Genomic DNA, 15,885 nt, shown 5'->3' with positions numbered 1-15,885 from the left:
GTCGAGGCAGCTGTGGTGACGCATGCTGCCGTCGCGTTCCTGCCGACAGCGCCGGGCCAAGCCTGACGTGGTGCCAGCACAGCGGTCGGGGTGGAACCGGGGTTGAGGGACAGGGAGGTGGAGTGGATCGGAGGAGGTGGCTGCGGCAGCAAATTGACATAATGTTGCTTATCGGACAAACGCTCTTCGGATGTTGCATGGCCTCCTGGGTATCTCGAGATCGGCTCGCGAGGTGCGTGGCTTCACCGGTGCCGCAGAATCCTCCCACCGTGGTGAACAGAAGGTTAAGCCTGACGCGTGCCTGTTCCGGTTCGGCGCCAGTTCACGGCAGGATTCCAAAGTGAGTACCGCCACAGCAGTCCGTGATGATCGGCATCCGGGTTCTCTGGTGCAGGTCGCCCTCGTGTTTCTCCGGCTTGGGCTGACCTCCTTCGGCGGGCCGGTCGCCCACCTGGGGTACTTCCACACAGAATTCGTGGAACGACGCAAATGGCTCAGTGACCGCGCCTATGCCGATCTGGTGGCGTTGTGCCAGTTCTTGCCCGGCCCGGCGTCGAGCCAGGTCGGCATGGCCATCGGGCTGCAGCGTGCCGGGCTGCTCGGTCTGCTCGCCGCGTGGATTGGCTTCACGCTGCCGTCGGCGCTGCTGCTGTTCGGGTTCGCCATGGGGGTGGCTGCGCTGGGCGATCTGTCCCGGGCCGGGTGGGTGCTCGGACTGAAAGCCGCTGCGGTTGCGGTCGTCGCACACGCCGTCTTGGGGATGGCGAAATCGGTGACGCCGGACGGGCGGCGAGCGACCATCGCGGTGGGGGCCATGATCGTGGTGCTGCTGGTGCCGAGCCCGCTGGCAACGATCGGAGCGCTGGTGTTGGCCGGGATTGCCGGCCTGTGCTGGCTCACCGCGCCCAGCATGCCCGAGGGAGGCTCCGATCACTTCCCGATCCGTCTCTCCCGAGGTGGTGCACTGGCCAGCCTCGCCGGGTTTGCTGCGCTGCTGGCCGGGCTTCCGATCCTGGCCGCCGCCACCGGCAACGGTGCACTCGGCCTGGTCGACACCTTCTATCGTGCCGGCGCGCTCGTGTTCGGTGGCGGGCACGTCGTCCTGCCGCTCCTGCAGGCCGAGACGGTGCAGACCGGATTGATCGATCCGGGCATCTTCCTCGCTGGCTACGGGGCGGCGCAGGCCGTTCCGGGGCCGTTGTTCACGTTCGCGGCCTTCCTGGGTGCGGTGACCACCGGCGGGCCGTCGGGAGCGCTCGGTGCCGGCCTCGCGCTGGTGGCGGTATTCCTGCCGTCAGCGCTGCTGGTGATCGGCGTGTTGCCGTTCTGGGACCGGGTTCGCCGGGCACCGCGGACGCGCCGCATGCTCATGGGCGTCAACGCCGGTGTGGTCGGCTTGCTGGCAGCGGCGCTCTACGATCCGGTATTCACCGCGGGTATCACCGGAGTGAACAGTTTCGTGATTGCCGCGACCGTCTTTGTCGCACTGGTGGCGTGGCGGGCACCGGTCTGGGCCCTCGTGCTGGGGGCTGCGGCGGCAGGTTGGCTGCTGTTGTGAGCTTCCGCCCCATGCGGCGGAAGCCTGTCTTGCCCCTATCGCCAGCCGAGTTCCGGGGCCACGTGCGTCAGGATGCTCTCCACCACGTGCGCGTTGTACTCCACGCCGAGCTGGTTCGGGACGGTCAGCAGCAGGGTGTCAGCGGCCGCGATCGCCTCGTCCTGCTTCAACTGCTCGACCAGGACGTCCGGGTCGGCGGCATAGGAGCGACCGAAGATGGCCTGCGTCCTGGCGTCGATCCAGCCGACGGTGTCGCTGCTGTCACGGTCGTCGCCGAAGTAGCGCCGGTCGGTGTCGTTGACCAGGGCGAAGATGCTGCGGCTGACCGACACCCGCGGCTCCCAGTCATGGCCGGCAGCCTGCCAGGCGTCCCGGAAGGCCTGGATCTGGTCGGCCTGCTGGGCGTGGAAGGGCTTGTCGCTCTCGTTGTCCTTCAGGGTGGAGCTCATCAGGTTCATGCCCTTCTCGGCCGTCCACCGGGCGGTCGCGTCCGAGCCGGCACCCCACCAGATCCGTCGCCGCAGGCCCGGTGAGTGGGGCTCGATCCGTAGCAGCCCGGGCGGGTTCGGGAACATCGGACGGGGGCTGGGCTGGGCGAACCCCTCACCCTCGATGACCTGGAGGAAGACCTCGGTGTGCCGGCGGGCCAGGTCGGCGTCTGACTCCCCCTCGGCCGGCTGGTAGCCGAAGTAGCGCCAGCCGTCCACCACCTGCTCGGGCGACCCCCGGCTCACCCCGAGTTGCAGTCGGCCGCCGGAGATCAGGTCGGCGGCACCGGCATCCTCCGCGCAGTGGAGCGGATTTTCGTACCGCATGTCGATCACGCCGGTGCCGATCTCGATCCGGGAGGTGCGGGCACCGATCGCCGCCAGCAAGGGGAACGGCGAGCCGGCTTGCCGGGCGAAGTGGTGCACCCGGAAGTACGCCCCGTCCGCACCCAACTCCTCGACCGCAACGGCCAGGTCGATGGACTGCTGCAGGAAGTCGGCTGCCGTGCGGGTGTGCGAACCCGGCGAGGACGACCAGTGGCCGAAGGAGAGGAACCCGATCTTCTTCACGCCCAGCCATAACGCCGCCGCGGCGCCGACATTCCCTGTGCGATGATCGGGGGCGTGTCGACCGAGCCTCCGCCGTCCCGTCCGGTGCCCGATCTGCGGGCCCTGGTCGAGGGCGCGACCCGGATCCTGGACCAGGCCGCTGTCCCCTCCCCTGCCTCGGACGCACGCGCGCTGGCGGCGTTCGTGCTCGGGGTGGAACGGCTGCCTGTCCTGAGCGACAGTCCGGTCAGCGCCGGGCAGGCCGCCCGCTACGCCGGCCTGGTCGAGCGCCGTCGGCTGCGCGAGCCGCTGCAGCACATTGTCGGCTCGACGGGCTTCCGCTACCTCACTCTGGCTGTCGAACCGGGGGTGTTCGTCCCCCGGCCGGAGACCGAGGTGGTCGCACAGGTGGCCATCGACGAGGCGGACAGGCTTGCGGCGCTGGGGCTCTCCCCCACTGTGGTCGACCTGTGCTGCGGGGCTGGGGGGATCGCCATTTCCGTCGCCACCGAAGTACCGGGAAGTCTGGTCACGGCGGTGGACCTCTCCCCCGCCGCTATCGCGTTGACAAGGAGAAACGCTCTCGCGGCAGGCGTCGGAGCGCTCCGGCTGGAGCAGGACGACGTCCGCGATCCACTGCTGCTGGCCGACCTCGACGGCACTGTGGACGTGGTGGTCAGCAACCCGCCCTACATCCCGCCGGACGCCGTGCCGGTCGAGCCGGAGGTCCGCGACCACGACCCGGACCTGGCGCTCTACGGCGGCGGTCTGGACGGTCTGGACATCCCGCGCGCGGTGATCACCGCCGCTACCCGGTTGCTCAAGCCCGGCGGGCTGTTCGTGATGGAGCATGCCGAGGTCCAGGACGCGGCCGTCCGGGAACTGGCAGCCGCAGCCAGTTTCACCCAGGTTCGCACCGTGGACGACCTGACCGGCCGGCCGCGGGCGGTGGTGGGCCGGTTCCAGCCGAACTGAGGCCGGTGCCGGCCACCCGCCGGGAGCGCTTCAGCCGGTGCCTGTGGGCTCAGCCCAGCGTCACCAGACCAGCGTCACAGGTTGATCATGTGACCGGCGATGCCCTCGACGGTCTCCTTGAGCGCCTCGGACAGGCTCGGGTGGGCGTGGATGTTGCGGCCGACCTCGTCAGCGGTCAGATCCCACTGCTGCGCCAGCGTGAGCTCCGGCAGCAGCTCGGAGACGTCCGGGCCGATCATGTGCGCGCCCAGCAGTTCGTTGTAGCGGGCGTCGGCAACGATCTTGACGAAGCCGGTGGCATCGCCCAGACCGTGCGCCTTGCCGTTGGCCGAGAACGGGAACTTCGCCACCTTCACGTCGTAGCCCTTCGCCTTCGCCTGCTCCTCGGTGTAGCCGAAGGAGCCGATCTGCGGCTGGCAGTAGGTGGCCCGCGGGATCATGTCGTAGTTGATCGGCATGGTCTCCGCGCCGGCAATCGTCTCGGCGGCCACCACGCCCTGGGCCTCGGCGGTGTGGGCCAGCATCAGCTTCATCGTGACGTCGCCGATCGCGTAGATGTTGGGGACATTGGTGCGCATGTAGTCGTCGATCGCGATCGCGCCCCGATCGGTGAGCGCGACCCCGGTGTTCTCCAGCCCGTAGCCGGTGGTGCGGGGCGCGAACCCGAGGGATTCCAGCACCCGGTCGGCCTCCAGCACCCGCGACTCGCCACCGGCTGCCGGGCTGACGGTGACCCGCACGCCGTCCGGGCCCTCCTCGATCTTTTCCACCTTGGTGCCGGTGAGCACCTCGACGCCGAGCTTGCGGTAGGCCTTGGCGAGTTCGGCGGAAACCTCGGCGTCCTCGTTGGGCACCATCCGGTCGAGGTACTCCACGATGGTCACCTTGGCGCCATAGTTGGCCAGGACGTAGGCGAACTCGGTGCCGATCGCGCCCGCGCCGCAGATCACGATCGATCCCGGGACGGTGTCGGAGAGGATCTGTTCCTGGTAGGTGTAGATCCTCTCCGAGACGGCGGTGCCTGGCAGCATCTTGGTGGTGGCGCCGACGGCGATGATGCAGTTGTCGAAGGTGACGGTCTGCTGCTCGCCGTTGTCGCCGGCCACCTGGATGGTGTGGGCGTCGGTGAAGGTGCCCCAGCCGTTGAGTTCGGTGATCTTGTTCTTCTTCATCAGGAAGTGGACGCCCTTGACCATCCGGTCACTGACCGAGCGGCTGCGGCTGAAAGCCTTGCCGAAGTTGAAGCTGACCTCACCTTCGATGCCGAACAGGTCCGCCTCGGCGTTGAAGATGTGCGCGAGTTCGGCATTGCGCAGCAGCGCCTTGGTCGGGATGCAGCCGACGTTGAGGCAGACACCGCCCCACCACTGCTTCTCGATGATGGCGGTGTTCAGGCCCAGCTGGGCCGCACGAATCGCTGCTACGTAACCGCCGGGCCCGGCGCCCAGCACGACGACGTCGAAGTGTGTGGTCATGGCCGACACTCTATTCCCTGCGGCAACGCCGCTTCGATGGGACGGGTGGAACGAAACGGCCTCGCCGGACACCGCCCCGTCCTGGTGATGGGGCCATCCAGCGTGCGTCTATCTCTCATGTGAGTTAAAGTGACGGACGTGGCAGATCTTCTCCCCAGCAGCATCGGTACCCTGATCCGCGATGCGCGCAAGCAACGCGGGCTCACCCAACAGCAGTTGGCAACCGAGCTGGGCACCAGCCAGAGCGCCATCCACCGGATCGAGTCCGGTGGGCAGAACCTCAGCCTGGAGATGATCAACCGGATCGCGTCCGCGCTGGAGAGCCCGTTGATCAGCGCCGGACCGAGCGGCCCCACCCACTTGCGAGTGGAGGGCCCGACCACGCTGAGCGGGTCGATCGTGGTGCGCTCCTCGAAGAACGCGGCAGTGGCGCTGATGTGCGCTTCGCTGCTCAACCACGGCCGGACGGTGCTGCGCGGGATCGCCCAGATCGAGGAGGTCAACCGGCTGATCGAGGTGCTGACCAGCATCGGGGTCTCGGCCACCTGGTCGGACGACCGCACCGAACTCCAACTGGTCCGCCCTGCCGAACTCGACCTGGCGGCGATGGACGCCGCCGCCGCACGCCGGACCCGGTCGATCATCATGTTCCTGGGCCCGTTGCTGCACGAGCAGCAGAGCTTCGATCTGCCCTACGCCGGTGGCTGCAACCTGGGGATCCGGACGATCACCCCCCACCTGCACGCGCTGCGCCATTTCGGGCTGGAGGTGCGGGCCACCCAGGGCTTCTACCATGCCAGCGTCCAGGAGCCGGGTGGCAACCGGCGCTCGATCACGTTGATCGAGCGTGGCGACACGGTGACCGAGAACGTTCTGATGGCGGCCGCGCAGTTCCCCGGGACGACGGTGATCCGCAACGCCAGCGCGAACTACATGGTGCAGGATCTGTGCTTCTTCCTGCAGCAACTCGGCGTCCGGATCGAGGGCATCGGCACCACCACGCTCGAGGTGCGGGGGCTGAGCCGGATCGACTCCGACATCACCTTCGCCCCGTCTGAGGACCCGATCGAGGCGATGAGCCTGATGACCGCAGCGATCGTCACCCGCAGCGAGTTGACGATCTGCCGGGCACCGATCGAGTTCCTCGACATCGAGTTGGCGATCCTGGCCGAGATGGGCCTGAAGTATCACCTGTCCCCCGAGTACGCCGCCGAGAACGGTCGCACCCGGCTGGTCGACCTGACCGTGCTGCCGTCCGACCTGCACGCGGCTGCGGACAAGATCCATGCGATGCCGTTCCCGGGACTGAACATCGACAACCTGCCGTTCTTCGCCGTGATTGCTGCCGCCGCCGAGGGCAGGACGATGATCCACGACTGGGTCTACGAGAACCGCGCGATTCACCTGGTCGACCTGACCAAGCTCGGCGCCGACGTGCAGTTGCTCGACCCGCACCGGATCGTCGTCACCGGACCGACCCGCTGGCGCGGCCAGGAACTGGTCTGCCCACAGGCGCTGCGTCCGGCGGTCTGCCTGCTGCTGGCGGCCATGGCCGCCCGCGGCACCTCGGTGCTGCGGGATGTCTACGTGATCAACCGCGGCTACGAGGATCTACCCAACCGGCTCAACGCCCTGGGTGCGCACATCGAGGTCTTCAAGGACTGACTCCTACCGTCCCTGTCTGGGTCACAGGCGGGTGGCCTCGAACTCGTGGCTGGGGTGGACGATGTCCTCCTGGGCACCGACCAGCAGCAACTCCGCCGAGTCCGCGTCGGCGGTCGCCTTCAGAACCGAGTAGACCACGCTCGCCGTTCGGGCCAGCGCGAGCCCCGGGTCGCCGGTGCGGAGGTAGTGCGCGAGAAAGGTCGCCGCGGTGATGTCACCGGAACCGGTGAAGGTGCGGTCGATCAGCGGGGTGGCGACCGTCCAGGCACCGTCGCCGCTCACGACCAGCATGGTGACCACGTCGGAGTCGACGTCGTCCAGGATGGCGCTGGTCACCAGCACCACGTCCGGCCCGTTGGCGCGCAGCGCGTGGGCGGCGGCCAGCACCTCCTCCAGGGTGTGGGTCTGGCGGCCGGTGAGGTAGTCGAGCTCGAATTGGTTCGGGGTGACCACCTGCGCGGATGGCACGACGTGGTCGCGCATGAACTCCGGGATCCCCTCGCGGACGTACATGCCGCGCCCGACATCGCCCATCACCGGGTCGCAGCAGTAGATCGCCTCGGGGTTGCGCTGCTTGACCAGCGCGACCGCCTTGAGGATCTCGGCGCCGACCGCCTCGCCGCCCTGGTAGCCGGACAGGACGGCGTCCACCTGCCCCAGTACGCCCCGCTCGTCGATGCCCTGGACCACGGCCGCGATGTCGTCGGCGGCGAGCAGCGGGCCGCGCCAGGCGCCGTAACCGGTGTGGTTGGAGAAGTGGACAGTGAGCACCGGCCACACCTCCACGCCCATCCGCATCAGCGGAAAGGTGGCGGCGGAGTTGCCGACGTGGCCGTAGGCCACCGAGGACTGGATCGACAGGATTGTGGTCACCGACACATTGTGGCCAAGACCCGCGCGGCTTCCCGTCCTGCCCGCGGGACGGACCGGCAGGACGCGCCCCGGGCTGGCTGTTCATGGACGTCCAATCCGCCCGGCCTGCCATACTGCGGAGTGTGAGGGCCAGTGACTACGCGTTCTTCGACACCCGGTTCCAGGCCCTGGCTCACCGCGGCGGCCAGCACCCCGGAATCGGCGAGAACTCCTTGCGGGCTTTCGCCCGCGCCCTCGAACTCGGCTACCGCTACGTCGAGACCGATGTCCACGCCACCGCCGACGGCGTGCTGATGGCCTTCCACGACACCTCGCTGGAGCGGGTGACCGACGGTCACGGCCAGATCACCGACCACACCGCCGCCGATCTGGCCGAGGTCAGGATCGGCGGCACCGACCCGATCCCCACCGTGGCTGAACTGTTCGAGACCTTCCCGCAGGCCCGGTTCAACATCGACCTGAAATCGGCGGGCGGGATCGCGCCGCTGGCCAGGTTGCTGGAGGAGTACCAGGCCTACGACCGGGTGTGCGTGGCGTCCTTCTCGTCGGCTCGGCTCGCCGCCTTCCGGAAGTTGACCGGCGACCGGGTCGCCACCGGGATGGCTCCCGGCTCGGTGGTTCTGCTCGCTCTCAGCGGGCTGGGTACGGCAGGCTGGGCCCTCGGCAACGCCGCGCAGGTACCGGCGAGAGTCGCCGCCGGCCTGCTGCCGGTGGTCACCCGGCGCTTTGTCGAGGCCGCTCACCGTACCGGCCGGCGGGTGCACGTCTGGACGATCAATGACGCTGCCGAGATGAACCGGTTGATCGATCTGGGCGTGGACGGCATCGTGAGCGACGATGTCGTGGTACTCAAGGACGTTCTGTGTGCACGCGGACTCTGGGAAGGCGAAGCATGAGCAGTCGGGCCGGCCAGGAAACGGCGGATCGGGTGGTTCCCCGTCGTCAGGTGTTCTCGTGGGCGCTGTGGGATTGGGCCACCCAGCCGTTCAACTCGGTGATCCTGACCTTCGTCTGGGTGCCCCTCTACCTGGTTTCGAAGGACTTTCTGGCGCCCGAGATTGCCGCCCAGGATCCTGGAAGTGTCGGCTGTTCGACAGCCGCCACGGAGTCGACGTCCTACTGCCTGGGGCTGGCCGACCTCTCCAGCTGGTACGGCTGGGTCACCTTCGCGGCCGGCATCCTGATCCTGCTGCTCGCTCCGGTCCTCGGGCAGCGGGCGGACATCGACGGCAACAAGAAGCGCTGGGTGCTCGGCTGCACCGCGGTACTGGCGCTGCTGCAGTTCGCACTGTTCTTCGTCCATGCTGAACCGGTCTACTTCTGGCTGGGTGCGGTTCTGCTCGCCCTGGGTGCGGTCACGTCCGAGATCGCGGGCGTGAACTACAACGCGATGCTCGTTCAGGTGTCGACGCCGAAGACTGTCGGACGAGTGAGCGGCCTCGGCTGGGGTATGGGCTACATCGGCGGCATCGTCGCACTGGTGATCGTGGTGGTCCTCAACCAGGAGGACTGGTTCGGACTGGATACCGGTGACGGCCTGGCCTATCGGCTGATCGCCGTCGGCTGCGCGGTCTGGACTGTGCTGTTCGCGCTCCCGTTCATCATTCACGTCCCCGAGTCACCTGCCCGTCCGGACCGGCCGAAGGTCGGCTTCTTCACCAGCTACGTCGTGCTGGTCAAGGACATTGCGCGGCTCTTCCGCACCTCCCGTCCGGCTTTCTGGTTCCTGCTGGCCAGCGCGGTCTACCGCGACGGGCTGGCGGGGGTCTTCGCCTTTGGTGGAGTCCTGGCGACAGCGGCGTTCGGCTTCACCCCCACCGAGGTGATCGTCTTCGGTGTCGCCCTCAACCTGGTCGCCGGTATCGCCACCATCCTCGCCGGGAGACTCGACGACCGGTTCGGCCCACGTGCGGTGATCGTCACCGCCCTGGTGGTCCTGGTGCTGAGCTGCCTGTTCGTGTTCTTCTTCCGCGAGGGCGGCAAGACCATCTTCTGGATCGGCGGGATCGTGTTGTCGGCAGCAGTCGGGCCGGCGCAGGCGGCCAGCCGCGGCTTGCTCGCCCGGGTGACGCCGGCCGGCATGGAGGGGGAGATCTTCGGTCTGTACGCCACCACCGGCCGGGTGGTCAGCTGGATGTCGCCGTTGTTGTGGGGGGCGTTCATCGGCTGGTTCGGCGCCACCTACTGGGGGATTCTCGGGCTGGCGATCGTGCTGCTGGTGGGGCTGGTGCTGTTGCTGCTGGTGAAACTGCCCCGATTCGTCCACGCCTGAACCGGGGCCGGTTCCGAGCTGTGGCGTGCGGGGCCCCTGCCGCTCCGGTTGCGTCCTCGGCTACGGTTGAGGTAATCCACGGGAGGTAGGAGCAGACCATGGCAGATCGCGCGCTGCGAGGATCCGGGCTCGGATCGAAGAGCTTTGCCGACGGCCAGGGAGTGGAACTTGCCCCCCGGCTCCAGATCGGCTTCGACTGCCCGAAGGGCCATCACTTCGAGATCGTCTTCGCCGAGGAGGCGGAGCTGCCCACCGAGTGGGAGTGCCCCAAGTGCGGTGAGCCGGCCCGTCGTTCGGACGGTGCCGAGCCCGAGGTCAAGCAGACCAAGCCGCCGCGCACCCACTGGGACATGCTGCGGGAACGCCGCTCCATCGAGGAACTGGAGGATCTGCTGGCCGAGCGGCTGGAGGAGATCCGCGGCGAGAACTCCTGAGCCGGTGATGCCCGGCCGTTGAACCGGCCGCAGTGCCCGGGCTCAGTCCGGCTGCTCCTCGATCCCCGGCTCCACGATCTCACCCGGAATGACCGTGTCCGCCGGCTCACCGGTCCGTCGGGTGGCCTGTTGCCTGGCCACGACGAACCCCACTGCCCGCCGCACCAGCGGCCGGGTCGCCGGCAGCAGGAACAGCAGTCCGAGCAGGTCGGTGACCAGGCCGGGGAGCATCAGCAGGATGCCGCCGACCAGGATCAGGGCGGCGTCCGCGAGCCGTCCGGTGGGCAGCCTGCCGCCCTTCATCGCCTCGACCAGGGCGTGCCAGGCGCGGCTGCCCTCCCGGCTCATCAACCAGGCGCCCAACCCGGCGCTGACGAGCAGAACGGCCACGGTCGGCCAGAGCCCCACCCAGTGCCCGACGCTGATCAGCAGCCACACCTCGATGATCGGGATCACGACGAAGAGCGCCACGATCCCCCACAGCAGCAGGGGCGGGTGCTGGCGGGCAGGCGAACTGGCGGAGCTGGTCATGCCGGCACCTTTCTGCGAGTCAACGCCGATCGCAGTTGCGCGACCCGGTGTGCGATTCCCCACCGGGTCGTGAGCAGCATCGCTTCGAGGACGATCTTCTGGCTCATCTTCGACTCCCCGTACTGCCGGTCCTCGAACTCGATCGGCACCTCGGCAACAGTGAAGCCGTGCTTGACCGCCCGCCAGGCCAGGTCGACCTGGAAGCCGTAGCCGGCGGCCTGGACGCCGTCCAGATCCATCCCACGCAGGGTACTGGCTCGCCAGGCGGCGAATCCGCCGGTGGCATCGCCGAGCGGCAGTCCGAGCCACAGTTTCACCCACAGGTTGCCGCCGCGGGAGAGCAACTCGCGTGACTTCGGCCAGTTGACCACCCGGCCGCCCGGCACCCACCGGGAACCCTTCACCGCATCGGCGGTCCGCAGCCGCTGCAACAGCGACGGTAGCTGTTCGGGCTTGTGGGAGCCGTCGGCGTCGAACTCGACCAGCACGTCGTAGCCGTGTTCCAGCCCCCAGGCGAACCCGGCGAGATAGGCGGCGCCCAGACCCTGCTTGCCCGGCCGGTGCAGCACCTTGATGTGGCGGTCGTCCGCGGCGAGCCGGTCAGCAAGGTCGCCGGTGCCGTCCGGGGAGTTGTCGTCGACGATCAGGATGTCCGCCTGCGGGACGGCGGCGCGGAGCCGGGCTGTGATCGGGCCCACGTTCTCCGCCTCGTTGTAGGTCGGGATGATGACCAGCACCTGCCCCAGGGTGGCCGTGGGGTCGCTCATCAAAGCTCCATCGATCGGTGAATCGGGCTTCTTCATTCTGCCCTACGCCGCCAAAGAGCCGAGCCGAGAACGAGCAATCCGCCGGCGGCGGCCAGCGTCAGTTCGAGGACGGGCGCGATGCTCACCACCGGCGTGACGCCGGTGCGGCGCGCCAGGCTGACAACGCCGGTCGCGGCCCCCGGATCGGTCACCTCCCACGTCACCGATCCGTCCGGGCCGATCAGCCCGGACACCCCGCTGGTGGTGACCACGAGGATCTCCCGGCGCAGTTCGGCGGCGCGCGCCCGGGTGATCGCGAACTGCTGTTCGATCTGCCCGGTGCCCTGATACATCGCGTTGCTGCTCTGCACCACCAGCACCTGGCCGCCGTAGCGGACGGTGTCGTAGCTGATCGCGTCGAAGGAGACGTCGTAGCAGATCATCACCCCGAGGTTGAGTGGCTGGCCGGCGACGCTCACCTGCAGCACCCCGGGCTCCGTGCCGGGGATCGACTGTGCCCCGACATAGCCCAGCTTGGGAATCAGCGGCAGCAGCACGTCGCGGTACGGGATCCACTCCCCGAACGGGACGATCCCCCGCTTGGTGTACCTGGTCACTTCGCCACGGGACGGATCCAGCCACAGCGAGGCGGTCTGGCGTTCGTCGGGTCCGGGGCCGTCGAGGATGGTGCCGGCGAAGAGCGGGACCTGCGCCACCTGGAGGGCGTCGACCAGGGCCTGGGCGGTCTGGGCGTCATGGTAGGGGTCCATGTCGGTGCCGTTCTCCGGCCAGACGATGAAGTCCGGACGGGGCACCCGTCCGGCCGCGACGTCGTCCATGAGCGTGACGGTGCCGGCCAGGTGGTTCTTCGTCGTGGTGCGGGCCGGTCCGATGCCGTAGACGCCGCCCCCGGGCGCTCCGCCCTGTACCCAGCCGACGTTGACCGGTTCGCCGGCCGTCCCGGCAGGGATCAGGCTGCCCGCCCACGAGACGCCGAGCAGTGCCACGGTGACCAGGCCGGCGACCAGGACGCGCGCCCGTCCCGGGCGGTCCACCAGCCACAGCAGGCCCTGGCCGACCAGGGCGATGGCGAAGGTCACGCCCGCGACGCCCACCAGCGGGTAGAGCCCGGTCAGGGGCGAGTCGACCAGCGCGTAGCCCAGCCGCATCCAGCCGAAGCCGTCGAATGGCCAGCGGGACACCAGTGCCTCGACGCCCACCCAGCAGGCGGCGATCACCGGTGGCCACCAGGCGCGTCCCCGGACGAACCAGGCCAGGCCGGCCAGCAGCACGTAGAAGAAGGTGGTGGCCAGCACGATCCCGAGGTAGGCCTCCAGGAAGATCGCGTTCATCCAGTCCAGGCCCAGTCCCATGAAGCCGAGCCCGTAGCCCAGCCCGAGCAGCAGCGCCTGCCACCAGCGCCCGGCACCGAGCACCAGCAGGGAGAGCCCGGCTGTTCCAGGAATCAGCAGCGGCCACCAGGCGAAGGGTTCGAAGCCCAGCCCGGTGACCACCCCGAAGCCGATGGCCAGGCCCACCCGCAGGCCCAGCTGCAGCCTGGCCACCCGATCGATCACGCAGGCGAGCATAGTCAGCCCGGCGGGGCAGGCTCGAACCGGGACGCGGCGGCTGGCACCATGGGGCCATGGATGCGCCCCGCCTGATGCTGCTGGACACCGCCTCGCTGTACTTCCGTGCCTTCTACGGGCTACCCGACACGCTGCGCTCGCCCGACGGTACGCCGGTCAACGCCGTCCGCGGACTGCTGGACTTCATCGCCCGGTTCGTCGCGGAGTACTCCCCCACCCACCTGGCCTGCTGCTGGGACAACTCCTGGCGTCCGGCGTGGCGGGTGGAACTGCTGCCGTCCTACAAGGCGCACCGGGTTGCGGCTGTCGCCACCGACAGTGCGGACGGGTTCGCCGAGCAGGTGCCGGACGGGCTGGAGATGCAGGTGCCGTTGATCCGGCAGGTGCTGGCCGCTGCCGGCCTGCCGGTGGTCGGCGTGGACGGCTACGAGGCCGACGACGTGATCGGCACCCTCGCGACGAGCTGGGACGGGCCGGTGGAGGTGGTCACCGGCGACCGCGATCTCTTCCAGCTGGTCGATGACGGCCGCGCCCACCGCGTCCTCTACTGCGCCCGCGGCGTGTCGCGGCACGACCGGGTCGATGACGCCTGGCTGACCGCCAGGTACGGGATCACCGGGGCCGGCTACGTCGACTTCGCCGTGCTGCGCGGGGATCCGTCCGACGGCCTGCCTGGTGTCGCGGGGATCGGCGAGAAGACCGCAGCTGCTCTGATCGGGGATCACCACGACCTGGCCGGGATCGTCGCGGCGGCCGACCGCGGCGACCTGGCTGCCGCCGTCACCCGCCGGCTCCAGGACGCTGCCGACTACCTCGGCCCGGCCCGGACGGTGGTGGCGGTGGCCACCGACGTGCCACTGCCTGCCCTCGACCTGACGCTGCCCGCCGCGCCGCCCGATCCGGCGGCGTTCACCGTCCTGGCCGGTACGCTCGGCCTGGGTGGCAGCGCGGACCGGCTGCTTCAGGCCCTCGCCGGTCGCAGCACGTAGACCCCGGTCGAGGCCAGCAGGTTCGCCAGCTTCGGGGAGACCTTCACAGGGTCGCCGGCGGCTCCCAGCGGGATCGTCCGCTCAACCTCCAACCCGACCTCGTCGAACAGCACCTGCAGGTCGTACAGCGTGGTGTAGCGGACGTTGGGCGAGTCGTACCAGCTGTAGGGCAGATCCTTGCCCATCGGCAGCCGGCCGCGCAGCATCCGTAGCCGGTGCGGGTACCAGCCGAAGTTCGGCACCGAGACGATCAGCCGGTCGGCAATCCGGGCCATGTGCCGCAGCACGCGGTCCGGGTAGCGCACGGTCTGCAGGGTGCGGGAGAGCACGACGACGTCGTAGGAGTCGCCGGTGAACTCGTCCAGCTCGCGGTTGATGTCCAGTTCGATCACCGGGACGCCCAGCCGGATCGCCGCCAGCACCTTGTCCGGGTCGATCTCGACGCCGGTGCCGCGACAGCGCTGCTCGCGCATCAGGTGGGACAGCAGGTTGCCCGAGCCGCAGCCGAGGTCGAGCACCCGGCTGCCGTCCGGGATCAGGCTGGCGACCAGGGCTAGATCCTTGCGAAGGCTCATCGCAGTCCCTCCTCCAGCGCGCGGTCGAGGAAGGCCCGCACAGTCTGGTGGTACCGCTCGACCGGCAGCAGAAAGGAGTCGTGCCCCCAGGTGGACGGGATCTCGCGGAAGGTCACCGGCTGGCCGGCGCCCTCGAGCTTGCGGACGATCCGCCGGGAGTGGTCGGTGCCGAACCGCCAGTCACTCTCGAACGACACCACGAGCCAGTTCACCGGGTGCGCGCGCACCGCCGTCAGCGAGCCCGGGTCGGCGAACGGGTCGAAGTAGTCCATCACCCGGGTGAGGTAGAGGTAGCTCAGCGCATCGAACCGCTCCAGGAAGACCTGTCCCTGGTGGTCGAGGTAGCTCTCGACCGCGAAGTCGATGCCGAAGCCCGGGCCGCCCACAGACGGCTGGCGGCGGTTCGGTTCGCGGCCGAATTTCTCCTCCAGTGCGGCCTCGGAGAGGTAGGTGATGTGCGCCATCATCCGGGCGATCGCCAGACCGGTTGCCGGACTGACGCCCTCCTCGGCGTAGCGACCGTCTTTGAAGAACCGGTCGGTCATGATCGCCCGTCGCGCCACCGCCGAGAAGGCGATGTTCTGGGCGTTCAGCCGGCTGGAGGCGGCCACCACCAACGCGTTGGCGACCTGTTCGGGATGGTCGAGCGCCCACTGCAGCACCTGCATCCCGCCCAGTGAGCCGCCCAGGGCAGCCAGCAGCCGCTCGATCCCCAGGTGGGCCAGCAGGGCGCGGTGCACCGCGACCAGGTCGGTCATCGCGATCAGCGGGAAGTCCAGGCCGAAGGCGCGTCCGGTCTCCGGGTTGACCGAGGCCGGGCCGGTGGTGCCCTGGCAGCCGCCCAGCAGGTTCGCACAGATCACGAAGAACCGGTCGGTGTCCAGCGGTTTGCCCGGCCCGATCAGGTTGTCCCACCAGCCGGGCCGTTCGGCACCGGAGTGGAAGCCGGCGGCGTGGGCGTCCCCGGTGAGGGCGTGACAGACCATCACCGCGTTGTCCCGGTTCGGGCTGAGTTCGCCGTAGGTCTCGTAGGCGACCGCCACCGGGCCCAGCGAGGCACCGTTCAGCATTCGCAGCGGCTCCTCGGCGGTGAAGAGCTGGACGTGCTGGGTCTCGACGACCCCGATAGATCCTGCGGGCATGCGGTGCCTCCTTTCGTGGTGCTC

At 69.0% G+C, this 15,885-nt stretch carries 15 protein-coding genes; 7 read left to right on the top strand and 8 right to left on the bottom strand.

Going from position 1 to position 15,885, the window contains the following annotated elements; translation table 11 throughout:
- Window positions 1–232: 232 nt before the first annotated feature.
- Window positions 233–1,558, top strand: coding sequence for a chromate efflux transporter (chrA, locus tag VB080_RS15130; protein ID WP_323419283.1), 1,326 nt, complete (start codon window positions 233–235; stop codon window positions 1,556–1,558).
- A 35-nt stretch (window positions 1,559–1,593) separates the two neighbouring features.
- On the opposite strand, the gene VB080_RS15125 is transcribed toward chrA, so the two are convergent.
- Window positions 1,594–2,616 carry an LLM class flavin-dependent oxidoreductase gene (locus VB080_RS15125; RefSeq protein WP_323419282.1) on the bottom strand — a complete coding sequence of 341 codons (1,023 nt, stop codon included), beginning with the start codon at window positions 2,614–2,616 and terminating at the stop codon, window positions 1,594–1,596.
- 54 nt (window positions 2,617–2,670) lie between these two features.
- Between VB080_RS15125 and prmC the strand changes: the two genes are divergently transcribed.
- A complete protein-coding gene (gene prmC / locus VB080_RS15120) occupies window positions 2,671–3,570 on the top strand; it encodes a peptide chain release factor N(5)-glutamine methyltransferase (RefSeq protein WP_323419281.1) in 900 nt (299 codons plus the stop codon).
- A gap of 74 nt (window positions 3,571–3,644) precedes the next feature.
- Here the strand turns inward: prmC and lpdA are convergent, their stop codons facing one another.
- Complete coding sequence (gene lpdA, locus VB080_RS15115) at window positions 3,645–5,045, bottom strand: dihydrolipoyl dehydrogenase (protein ID WP_323419280.1); 1,401 nt, start codon at window positions 5,043–5,045, stop codon at window positions 3,645–3,647.
- Between the two features lie 138 nt (window positions 5,046–5,183).
- Between lpdA and VB080_RS15110 the strand changes: the two genes are divergently transcribed.
- Complete coding sequence (locus VB080_RS15110; protein WP_323419279.1) at window positions 5,184–6,710, top strand: UDP-N-acetylglucosamine 1-carboxyvinyltransferase; 1,527 nt, start codon at window positions 5,184–5,186, stop codon at window positions 6,708–6,710.
- Between the two features lie 21 nt (window positions 6,711–6,731).
- On the opposite strand, the gene pdxY is transcribed toward VB080_RS15110, so the two are convergent.
- Window positions 6,732–7,583: a pyridoxal kinase PdxY gene (gene pdxY / locus VB080_RS15105; protein WP_323419278.1), complete on the bottom strand. Its 852-nt coding sequence runs from the start codon at window positions 7,581–7,583 to the stop codon at window positions 6,732–6,734.
- Between the two features lie 122 nt (window positions 7,584–7,705).
- Here pdxY and VB080_RS15100 point away from each other — a divergent pair, with 122 nt between their 5' ends.
- From VB080_RS15100 to VB080_RS15090, 3 genes are all read left to right on the top strand, one after another.
- Window positions 7,706–8,479, top strand: coding sequence for a glycerophosphodiester phosphodiesterase (locus tag VB080_RS15100; protein WP_323419277.1), 774 nt, complete (start codon window positions 7,706–7,708; stop codon window positions 8,477–8,479).
- Window positions 8,476–9,855: an MFS transporter gene (locus VB080_RS15095; protein WP_323419276.1), complete on the top strand. Its 1,380-nt coding sequence runs from the start codon at window positions 8,476–8,478 to the stop codon at window positions 9,853–9,855. Before VB080_RS15100 ends, VB080_RS15095 begins: the two co-directional genes overlap by 4 nt.
- 98 nt (window positions 9,856–9,953) lie before the next feature.
- Window positions 9,954–10,289 (top strand): RNA polymerase-binding protein RbpA, encoded by a 336-nt coding sequence (locus VB080_RS15090; protein WP_323419275.1) that lies wholly within the window; start codon window positions 9,954–9,956, stop codon window positions 10,287–10,289.
- A 42-nt stretch (window positions 10,290–10,331) separates the two neighbouring features.
- Here the strand turns inward: VB080_RS15090 and VB080_RS15085 are convergent, their stop codons facing one another.
- From VB080_RS15085 to lnt, 3 genes are read right to left on the bottom strand one after another with little or no spacing between them, the layout of a single operon-like run.
- Window positions 10,332–10,820 (bottom strand): FxsA family protein, encoded by a 489-nt coding sequence (locus tag VB080_RS15085; protein WP_323419274.1) that lies wholly within the window; start codon window positions 10,818–10,820, stop codon window positions 10,332–10,334.
- A complete protein-coding gene (locus VB080_RS15080) occupies window positions 10,817–11,587 on the bottom strand; it encodes a polyprenol monophosphomannose synthase (protein WP_323419273.1) in 771 nt (256 codons plus the stop codon). The genes VB080_RS15085 and VB080_RS15080 overlap by 4 nt, the downstream gene beginning before the upstream one ends.
- A gap of 32 nt (window positions 11,588–11,619) precedes the next feature.
- On the bottom strand, window positions 11,620–13,143 hold the full coding sequence (gene lnt / locus VB080_RS15075) for an apolipoprotein N-acyltransferase (RefSeq protein WP_323419272.1): 1,524 nt from the start codon (window positions 13,141–13,143) through the stop codon (window positions 11,620–11,622).
- Between the two features lie 68 nt (window positions 13,144–13,211).
- Between lnt and VB080_RS15070 the strand changes: the two genes are divergently transcribed.
- On the top strand, window positions 13,212–14,144 hold the full coding sequence (locus VB080_RS15070; RefSeq protein ID WP_323419271.1) for a 5'-3' exonuclease: 933 nt from the start codon (window positions 13,212–13,214) through the stop codon (window positions 14,142–14,144).
- On the opposite strand, the gene metW is transcribed toward VB080_RS15070, so the two are convergent.
- On the bottom strand, window positions 14,117–14,719 hold the full coding sequence (metW, locus tag VB080_RS15065; RefSeq protein ID WP_323419270.1) for a methionine biosynthesis protein MetW: 603 nt from the start codon (window positions 14,717–14,719) through the stop codon (window positions 14,117–14,119). The genes VB080_RS15070 and metW overlap by 28 nt on opposite strands.
- Window positions 14,716–15,861, bottom strand: a complete 1,146-nt coding sequence (gene metX / locus VB080_RS15060) for a homoserine O-acetyltransferase MetX (protein ID WP_323419269.1) — start codon at window positions 15,859–15,861, stop codon at window positions 14,716–14,718. Before metX ends, metW begins: the two co-directional genes overlap by 4 nt.
- Window positions 15,862–15,885 lie beyond the last annotated feature (24 nt).

The organism is Propionicimonas sp., from assembly GCF_034927565.1.
Classification (GTDB): domain Bacteria; phylum Actinomycetota; class Actinomycetes; order Propionibacteriales; family Propionibacteriaceae; genus Propionicimonas.
The sequence above is the reverse complement of the archived record's forward strand: the minus strand, read 5'-3'. Positions and strand labels throughout refer to the sequence as shown.